The following is an 8593-nucleotide window of genomic DNA, read 5'->3' on the forward strand; positions in this document are numbered from 1 at the left end:
TCTAATAAGACTTAGCGACGAACGGCGATCGCTTCAATCTCGATTTTCACGTCTTTCGGCAGACGGGCCACTTCCACGCAAGAGCGTGCCGGGAAGGTCGCGTTGTGCTCGGTGAAGAACGCTTCGTAGGTCGCGTTGACGGTGGCAAAATCGTTCAGGTCTTTAACGAAAACGGTCGTTTTTACGATATCGCCCACTTTCAGGCCTGCAGCTTCTACGATAGCTTTTACGTTTTCCAGCGACTGACGCGCCTGAGCGGACACGTCTTCCGCTACGGCACCGGTTTTCGGATCGACCGGGATCTGACCGGAAGTGATTACCATGCTACCCAGGTCAACACCCTGAACGTATGGGCCGATTGCTGCTGGTGCATTTTCCGTCGCGATAGTCTTGCTCATGATTTCTCCTGAATTACAGCGGTAATAGAATGTTCCCGCTCATTATAGGGAGCCGGGATTTCATAACCAACCCTAATTAGTTGGCCAGCACCACATAATGCGAAAACTCTTTTTCACAGTATTTGCATTTGAGTGCGATGTCATCGGCGCGCTTTTTCACTGCAAAACTGGAGGAAACCGGCTCAGCATGGCTGATACAGTTGCTGTTCGGGCACACCAGCACGTTGTCGATGCGCTCCGGCAGGCTGGGGCGTGATTTACCCACCACATCATAATCGTCAATGCGGTTTACCGTTGCCTGCGGAGCGTACAGGGAGAGCTGGTTGACCTGCTCGTCGGTCAGGAAGGTATTTTCGATTTTAATCAGGTCTTTACGGCCCATCTCGCCAGACGGCAGGTTCAGTCCGATAGTGATGCGCTGGTCGGTTTCGGTCAGTTTGAACAGCGTCAGCAGCTTAAAACCAACCTGTGCGGGGATATGGTCAATCACGGTGCCACGTTTGATGGCTTCAACCTGCAGTTTGTTATCGTGTGTCATCTCTTTTTCTCCCTTACAGTGCCAGTTCGCTATTCAGTACCAGTGCCAGTAACGCCTGGCGGGCGAAGATGCCGTTGCCAGCCTGCTGGAAATACCAGGCGTGCGGCGTCTTATCGACATCGGTGGTGATCTCATCGATGCGCGGCAGCGGATGCAGCACCTTCATGTTCTCTTTGGCTCCCGCCAGATCGCTGGCGCGCAGAACAAACTGTGCTTTCACGTTGGCGTATTCGGACGGGTCCAGACGCTCTTTTTGTACGCGGGTCATGTAGAGGATATCGACCTCCGCCATCACCTCTTCGATAGTGCCATGCAGGCTCCAGGCAATACCTTTTTCATTCAGCATATCCAGAATGTATTGCGGCATGGCCAGCGCGTCCGGGGCGATAAAGTAGAAGCGGTTACCTTCAAACTTCGCCAGCGCCTGGGTCAGGGAGTGGACGGTGCGGCCATATTTCAGGTCGCCCACCATGGCGATGTGCAGATTGTCCAGCCGACCCTGCGTTTCCTGAATGGTAAACAGATCCAGCAGCGTTTGGGTCGGGTGTTGGTTGGAGCCGTCGCCGGCGTTCAGTACCGGAACGTTACCGGAGAACTCCGTTGCCAGACGCGCAGCACCTTCCTGCGGGTGACGCATCACGATGGCGTCGACATAAGTGCTGATGACGGAAATGGTGTCGGCCAGCGTTTCGCCTTTTTTGCCAAGCGACGTGTTGCTGCTGTCAGAGAAACCTACCACGCTGGCGCCCAGGCGGTGCATCGAGGTTTCAAAGGATAAACGGGTGCGGGTTGACGCCTCAAAGAAGCAGCTGGCGATGACCTTATGCTTTAACAGCTCCGGCTGCGGGTTGGCTTTTAATTTCGCCGCCGTCGCGAGGACCAGATTGAGGTCGTCGCGGCTGAGGTCGTTTATGGAAATGATGTGTTTTTGATAGAGCGGGTTAGCCATGTTTATCTCCTGACGCCTGGGCAAAAAAAAAGCCCCTCAATTGAGGGGCTCGGAATGGATGATCAACGGAAAGAAAAACGGCAGGCCAGCGTCCTTTTTCAGACGCGGTAAGACAAAATGTCGTACACACTGAACCATACATCCTCCCGGCAAATTGTCCGCGATTATACTCAGCTCCGTTATGGGATCAAGCGAAAAATGCACGATTTATTCATCGCAAACGGTTCTTATGAATTTTAATTCATTTTAAATAGATAGTTAATCTGCTTGTGCACCAGCCCCGTTCGCTGCACGACTCGCGGCGCAACCCAGACAATACTGCTACCGGCAATCACGCCGAGAACTTCTGGCAACGCGTGATAATCGAGGATTCTGGCAACGGCACGGCCATAACCTGCTGCAGTATGAATGAGGATAAACTCGCTATTGTGTTCCACGCTGACCACCATTTCAGCAATCGATCGGGCAGCATCAGGAGCGGGTCGCGATTGCGGATTTACAGAATAAATTTTTTGCCCTTTTGTATTTCTTATTTTTATCGCCCCGAGCAGCTTTAGCAGACGAGATACCGTTGACTGGCTAATCCCGGTAAAACCATGCTGTTGTAGATCGCGGCGAAGCGCTTCCTGGGACAGGTAGCTTTTTTCAGTAATCAGGCGCTGACAAATCGCCAGCTGTTTCTGTTCTTTGGTCGAGTAATCATCGAATTCCTTCATAAAAACACCCTAAATTTATTATTTGTATCAATGCGATGGCGAAATTCACCACATTTGCTATATCAATAACGGCTCAAACGGGCGGTTGTGCAGAAAAACGAGAGCACGCTCAAAAAAGCCGTCGGGAGCCGACGGCCAAAACGGCTACAGCATTGCGCCGATACTCAGGACGACCATGTTCAGCACCGTCAGAATCAGCAGCAGCGGGGCGACCCATTTCAGGTAGCGCACATAAGGAACGCGAGCGATAGCCAACCCGCCCATCACGACGGCTGAAGTGGGGGTGATCAGATTCACAATGCCAGAAGCGGATTGGTACGCAGTAACGACCAGATCCCTTTGCACGTGGGCGAAGTCGGCCAGCGGGGCCATAATGGGCATCGTGAGCACCGCCAGACCAGACGAGGAAGGGACCAGGAAGGAGAGCAATACTTCCAGCCAGTAGGTCACATTGATGAAAATGGTAGTGGAAAGACCGGAGACTAAATTTTCGGCGCTGTGCAGAATGGTGTGGGTAATCATACCGTTATCCATCACCACGACGATACCGCGCGCAATGCCGATAATCAGCGCCACGCCGAGCAGATCCCGCGCACCGTCAATGAAGGTACTGGTGAAGGCTTCTTCACTCATGCGGGCAATCACGCCGACGATAATCGCAGAAGCCAGAAAGACTGCGGATATTTCTGCCATCCACCATCCGAGTACCGCGACGCCATAAATCATTACCGCAAAGGCGGCGGCGAATATCAGCAGGATCCACTTACGCGTGGCCGTGAATTCAAGATTGGCATTGCCGCGATTGCCGAGAAAATGCGCGCGGTTTTCCTCCATTTTATCCGCCACAATCGACAACTCCGGGTGATTGCGGACTTTGCGCGCATAACGCATGACCCACACTACGCAGATAACATAGCCGACGACCAGCAGCAGAATGCGCATCAACATTCCCTGGGTGAAGGGGATCCCGGCGGCGTTAGCGGCGATAACCGTCGCGAAAGGGTTGATTGTCGAACCGAGCGTGCCGATGCCTGCGCCGAGTAGCACGGTCGCCGCCGCAACCAGTGGATCAAAGCGCGCGGCCATCATGACCGGAACTAATAAGGTGTAGAAAGGGAGTGATTCTTCCGCCATGCCGTAAATCGTGCCTCCGGCGGCGAAAAGCCCCATCAGAATGGGGATCATCCACTCTTCTTTGCCGTTCAGCCTGACCGTCACGCGTTCGATGCCTGCGTCGATGGCGCCCGTTTTGTTTACCACGCCGAGAAACCCACCGATGATCAGGACAAACAGCGCGACATCAATTGCGCCTGCGGTGTAGGTTTCGTGGTTATAAAGCCCGTCAATCGGTGCCAGCAGGACAGCGGTTATGCCTTGTGGATGCGCCTCGGTCGGGGCATAAGTACCGGCAACCGGCACTTCTTTGCCGAGGGTAGCATTCATCGCCATCTGGTATTTCCCTGCCGGGACAATCCAGGTCATAACGGCGACGAGTGCAATGAGAATAAACAGGATGGTATACGCGCTGGGAAATTTGAATTTGCCCATGATGTTCTCCGGATAGCTTGGGCATATGCCGCCAGGCGACACATGCCCGCAGGGGTTAGTCGCCGAGTGTCGCTACCATGACCGCTTTAATGGTATGCATCCGGTTTTCCGCTTCGTCGAAGACGATGGAATGCGCTGACTCGAATACCTCTTCCGTGACTTCAAGTCCTTTCAGACCGTAAGCCGCTTCGATTTCACGGCCCACTTTGGTGTGCTCATTATGAAAGGCGGGCAGGCAGTGCATGAATTTCACATTGGGATTGCCGGTCGCATTGATGACCTGCTGATTAATCTGGTAGGGCGTCATCAGGCTGACGCGTTCTGCCCACGCTTCTTTAGGTTCGCCCATCGAAACCCAGACATCGGTATAGAGGAAATCTACGTCGTATACCCCTTCCGCAACATCGTCCGTGAGCGTAATGCGTGCGCCCGTTACGCTGGCGATTTCGCGGCATTCGGCAACCAGCGCCTCGTCCGGCCAGAAGGACTTTGGCGCGACCAGACGAATATCCATCCCCATTTTCGCCGCGCCGACCATCAGCGAATTACCCATGTTGTTGCGGGCGTCACCGAGGTAAGCGAAGCTCAGCTCCGGCAAGGTTTTACCCGGCGCGTGTTCCAGCATGGTCATCAGATCCGCGAGGATCTGGGTGGGGTGAAATTCATTTGTTAGCCCGTTCCAGACCGGCACACCGGCGAATTGTCCCAGTTCTTCCACGATCTCCTGGCCGTAGCCGCGGTATTCGATGCCGTCATACATGCGGCCTAGCACGCGGGCGGTATCTTTCATCGACTCTTTATGGCCGATCTGCGAGCCGCTTGGGCCGAGGTAGGTGACCTGTGCGCCCTGATCGAAAGCGCCGACTTCAAAGGCGCAGCGGGTGCGAGTGGAGGTTTTTTCGAAGATCAGCGCGATATTTTTACCGACCAGCGTTTGCCTTTCGCACCCGGCTTTTTTTGCCGTTTTTAATTCGATAGCCAGATCGATCAGGTACTGGATTTCTGCAGGGGTGTAGTCCAGCAGTTTGAGAAAATTGCGATTTTTCAGGTTAACAGTCATGAAAATGTCCTTATGTAGGCCGGATAAGGCGCAGCCGCCATCCGGCAAAAAAAGCCCTAAGCGTGAGCGTCGGTGGTTTCGAGACGAATGAGCGTGCCTTTGTCGCCGGCGAGAATGGCCGGACCGTCGGCCAGTGAACCGATGCCAGCAATCCCCCGACAGTGAGAGACGAATTCCGCGCAGGCGGTGACTTTGGGGCCCATTGAACCGGCGTCGAATTGCATTTCACCGAGCAGTTCCGGGGTGACCTGGGCCAGCGGGCGCTGGGTAGGTTTGCCCCAGTCGAGGTACACGGCGTCAGCATCGGTGAGGATCAACAACGCATCGGCATGGAGTTGGCGGGCGAGCAGGGCGGCGGAGAGATCCTTGTCGATCACTGCTTCAATGCCGTGGAAGCCATCGGCTTTTTCCACCACCGGTACGCCGCCACCGCCGTTGCAAATCACCAGATGATCGCGGGCGATCAATGTGCGAATAGCATCACTTTCAACGATACGTTTGGGTTGTGGAGAGGGCACAACGCGACGGAACGCTTTACCATCGGCTTTGAAAATCCAGCCCTTTTCCGCGTGTAGCGTTTTAGCCTGATCGTTGTCGTAAATCGGTCCGATATATTTGGTCGGATTACTGAAGGCTGGATCGTGGGCATCGACTTCAACCTGAGTCAGCAGGACGCTAATTTCACGTTGCGGCAGCTGGTTTTTCAGCGCTTGTTGCAGCATATAGCCAATCATTCCCTGACTTTCCGCACCGAGAATGTCGAGCGGATAAGGGGTAACGCGGTCATAAGCGCTGTTCTGTAACGCCAAAAGTCCAACCTGTGGGCCATTGCCATGCACAAGAATCACGCGCCATTGCTGCGTAAGCTGAGCGATAGTTTTTGCCGCCAGCTCAATATTCTTGCGCTGGATGTCAGCTTCCAGCGGTTCACCGCGTTTGAGCAGCGCATTGCCGCCCAACGCCACAACCAGAGTAGGTTTGTTTTCCATAACGTCTCCTTAAATACCGTCGCGTTCCAGTGGGCAGCTCATGCAGCGCGCGCCGCCGCGTCCGCGTCCCAGTTCGTCGCCAGGAATGGGTAAAACGGTGATACCGGCTTTGTCGTATTTTTCGTTGGTCCAGATGTTGCGCTCGTAACCCACCACCACGCCGGGGCGCAGCGTCAGGACGTTGTTGGCGTCGTTCCACTGTTCGCGTTCAGCTTCGAAGGCGTCGCCACCGGTGGTGATCAGCGTGATTTGGTCGAGGCCCAGCGCTTTTTCGAGGGCGTGTACCAGCGTGCTTTCCTGGGTGCGTTTCAGGCCGCCGCGCCCGTCTGGCGTCAGGGTCCAGCACTGGACATCCGGGCGTACCACTTCCGGGTAGACGGAGAAGGTATCGATATCGATGTGGGTCATAACGGTATCGAGGTGCATACAGGAGCGATGTTTCGGCAGTTCAACCGCGATGACGCGTTCAGCCTGGCGATGCTTAAACAGCGACTGGGCAAGGAATTCAATGCCCTGCGGCGTGGTGCGTTCCGACATACCGATGAGTACCGCGCCGCGACCAATCACCAGCACATCGCCACCTTCTAATGTGGCGTGGTCGTAATTAATATTTTCATCGCCGAAATATTTAATAAATTCACCATCGGCAAATTGTGGATGCCAACGGTAAATTGCTCGCAGGTTATTGGTTTCCCGCTGGCGTGCGGTTTTTGCCATCGGGTTAATGGATACACCGTTATATATCCAACAGGAGGTATCGCGAGTAAATAGGTGGTTGGGTAATGGCTTCATAATAAAGTCATTAATATCGTGAGTATCGACCACCATATTTTTGATGGAGGCAGGAATTTCCCCGTAGGTTAGCCCGCCGCTTAAATGCCGGGCGAGTTCCCGGTGCTGCATATCTGCAAGCCATGCGCGAATATCGGTAGCGAAAGCGGGGCCAAGGCGATAATCAGAGATTTGTGTCTCCAGCAGCCAGCCTTTGGCATCCGGGACATCTAAGGTTTGTGTCAATAAATCAGTGAGTAACAGAACCTCAATCCCTTGCTGACGTAACGTGTTGGCGAAAATGTCATGTTCTTCTCCTGCACGTTCTACCGAAAGAACATCATCAAAAAGCAGTTCCTGACAATTTGATGGCGTCAGCCTTTTTAAGCTGAGGTTAGGGCGATGTAGCATTACGCTACGTAATTGACCGATTTCAGACCCGACATAATGCTTTTCCATCATTATTCCTTTAATACGATTTTAAAAAATAAAGAGGAGGTGCCTGCAAATAATATTTATTGCAGCCATGATTTTTCAGCTGATTTCAGAATCTATATTTAGATCTTATTTGATGAGGAAATGTGATTTATTTCACAGTCAGGTCGATGGTTGGCTTTTGTTGTTTAATTTATGAGATGGCTCTGAGAATTAACAAAATAAAAATGCGAATAATTGAATTACTACGCGGGAATATGTCTTGTTATTTATCGGTGTTAATTTTATGTACATGTTTAAAAGTGCTGCAATATAAGTAATGTATTGATTTGTTTGTGCTTTTTTATGTGTAATGAATTATTATGCGAATTTATGATTTTATTATTTGCACTGTAATGCTTATTTCAAAATAAATATGATGATGAAGAAGGATAGTGAAGGAGATGTGAACTGTGATCGATGGCTGGTTTTTCTAACAAAGTTTTTAAGAACAGTGGGTTACTGATTGGATTGAAAAAGGGTGGCCGAAATTTATGCAGAGTTTATGCATAACCTGTTGCTGAGAGTTAGCAATTATTTAACATCATCAGCGATAAACATGCGTTGACGCAAAATATCAGCAAATAGCAGTGGTATGGCAGGCGGTTTTTTCGTATAACAACAAAAATGAAACGTTGTTTTAATTAAGGGGTTTGAGATGATTGTCGGCAATATTCACAACCTGGATGCCTGGCTGCCGGAAGAGCTGCGTCAGGCAATTGAACACATTAAAGCGCATGTGACGGATGCGACGGAAAAAGGTAAGCACGACATTGACGGCGATCGCCTGTTTTATCTGATTGCCGAAGATATGACGGAGCCGTTTGCACAGCGCCGCGCCGAGTATCACGCCCGCTATCTGGATATTCAGATCCTGCTCAAAGGCCAGGAAGGAATGACCTTCAGCACGCAGCCTGCGGGCGCGCCGGAAACTGACTGGCTGGCGGATAAAGATATCGCCTTCCTGCCGGAAGGGGTACAGGAGAAAACGGTGGTGCTGAACGAAGGTGATTTCGTGGTGTTCTATCCGGGTGAAGTGCATAAACCGCTGTGCGCGGTCGGTGCTCCAGCGCTGGTACGCAAAGCCGTGGTGAAAATGCAAGTGGCATAAGCGTATTTGCCGGGGGCGGCTGCGCCTTACCCGGCTTAC

General features: G+C 52.3%; 12 protein-coding genes. 2 read left to right on the forward strand and 10 right to left on the reverse strand.

Going from position 1 to position 8593, the window contains the following annotated elements; genetic code table 11:
* Positions 1-11: 11 nt before the first annotated feature.
* The 5 genes from ridA to pyrL all read right to left on the reverse strand — a co-directional run bounded on the left by ridA (position 12) and on the right by pyrL (position 2023).
* Positions 12-398, reverse strand: coding sequence for a 2-iminobutanoate/2-iminopropanoate deaminase (gene ridA / locus JTI85_RS03890; protein WP_000047544.1), 387 nt, complete (start codon positions 396-398; stop codon positions 12-14).
* Positions 399-474: 76 nt separating this feature from the next.
* Positions 475-936 (reverse strand): aspartate carbamoyltransferase regulatory subunit, encoded by a 462-nt coding sequence (pyrI, locus tag JTI85_RS03895; RefSeq protein ID WP_003025816.1) that lies wholly within the window; start codon positions 934-936, stop codon positions 475-477.
* 13 nt (positions 937-949) lie between these two features.
* The gene (pyrB, locus tag JTI85_RS03900; protein ID WP_061067131.1) at positions 950-1885 is read right to left on the reverse strand and encodes an aspartate carbamoyltransferase; all 936 of its coding nucleotides are present in this window, start codon (positions 1883-1885) and stop codon (positions 950-952) included.
* A 2-nt stretch (positions 1886-1887) separates the two neighbouring features.
* Entirely contained in the window at positions 1888-1941 is a 54-nt protein-coding gene (locus JTI85_RS21720; protein ID WP_106875647.1) for a pyrBI operon leader peptide, read from the reverse strand.
* Positions 1922-2023 (reverse strand): pyr operon leader peptide, encoded by a 102-nt coding sequence (pyrL, locus tag JTI85_RS03910; protein ID WP_016155570.1) that lies wholly within the window; start codon positions 2021-2023, stop codon positions 1922-1924. The genes JTI85_RS21720 and pyrL overlap by 20 nt, the downstream gene beginning before the upstream one ends.
* Here pyrL and JTI85_RS03915 point away from each other — a divergent pair.
* A complete protein-coding gene (locus JTI85_RS03915) occupies positions 2003-2125 on the forward strand; it encodes a hypothetical protein (protein ID WP_086523826.1) in 123 nt (40 codons plus the stop codon). The genes pyrL and JTI85_RS03915 overlap by 21 nt on opposite strands.
* On the opposite strand, the gene JTI85_RS03920 is transcribed toward JTI85_RS03915, so the two are convergent.
* The 5 genes from JTI85_RS03920 to arcA all read right to left on the reverse strand — a co-directional run bounded on the left by JTI85_RS03920 (position 2122) and on the right by arcA (position 7428).
* A complete protein-coding gene (locus JTI85_RS03920; RefSeq protein ID WP_115601074.1) occupies positions 2122-2601 on the reverse strand; it encodes an arginine repressor in 480 nt (159 codons plus the stop codon). The genes JTI85_RS03915 and JTI85_RS03920 overlap by 4 nt on opposite strands.
* Before the next feature lie 144 nt (positions 2602-2745).
* Positions 2746-4149 (reverse strand): YfcC family protein, encoded by a 1404-nt coding sequence (locus JTI85_RS03925; RefSeq protein ID WP_048212835.1) that lies wholly within the window; start codon positions 4147-4149, stop codon positions 2746-2748.
* 55 nt (positions 4150-4204) lie between these two features.
* A complete protein-coding gene (argF, locus tag JTI85_RS03930; protein ID WP_219352131.1) occupies positions 4205-5209 on the reverse strand; it encodes an ornithine carbamoyltransferase in 1005 nt (334 codons plus the stop codon).
* 56 nt (positions 5210-5265) lie between these two features.
* The gene (gene arcC / locus JTI85_RS03935; RefSeq protein ID WP_048212833.1) at positions 5266-6198 is read right to left on the reverse strand and encodes a carbamate kinase; all 933 of its coding nucleotides are present in this window, start codon (positions 6196-6198) and stop codon (positions 5266-5268) included.
* 9 nt (positions 6199-6207) lie between these two features.
* Positions 6208-7428: an arginine deiminase gene (gene arcA / locus JTI85_RS03940; protein ID WP_048212832.1), complete on the reverse strand. Its 1221-nt coding sequence runs from the start codon at positions 7426-7428 to the stop codon at positions 6208-6210.
* A 673-nt stretch (positions 7429-8101) separates the two neighbouring features.
* Between arcA and JTI85_RS03945 the strand changes: the two genes are divergently transcribed.
* The gene (locus tag JTI85_RS03945; protein WP_003839618.1) at positions 8102-8554 is read left to right on the forward strand and encodes a YhcH/YjgK/YiaL family protein; all 453 of its coding nucleotides are present in this window, start codon (positions 8102-8104) and stop codon (positions 8552-8554) included.
* The last annotated feature ends 39 nt before the right edge of the window (positions 8555-8593 follow it).

Origin of the sequence: Citrobacter sp. Colony219 (genome assembly GCF_019382635.1) — a bacterium.
Classification (GTDB): Bacteria; Pseudomonadota; Gammaproteobacteria; order Enterobacterales; family Enterobacteriaceae; genus Citrobacter; species Citrobacter youngae.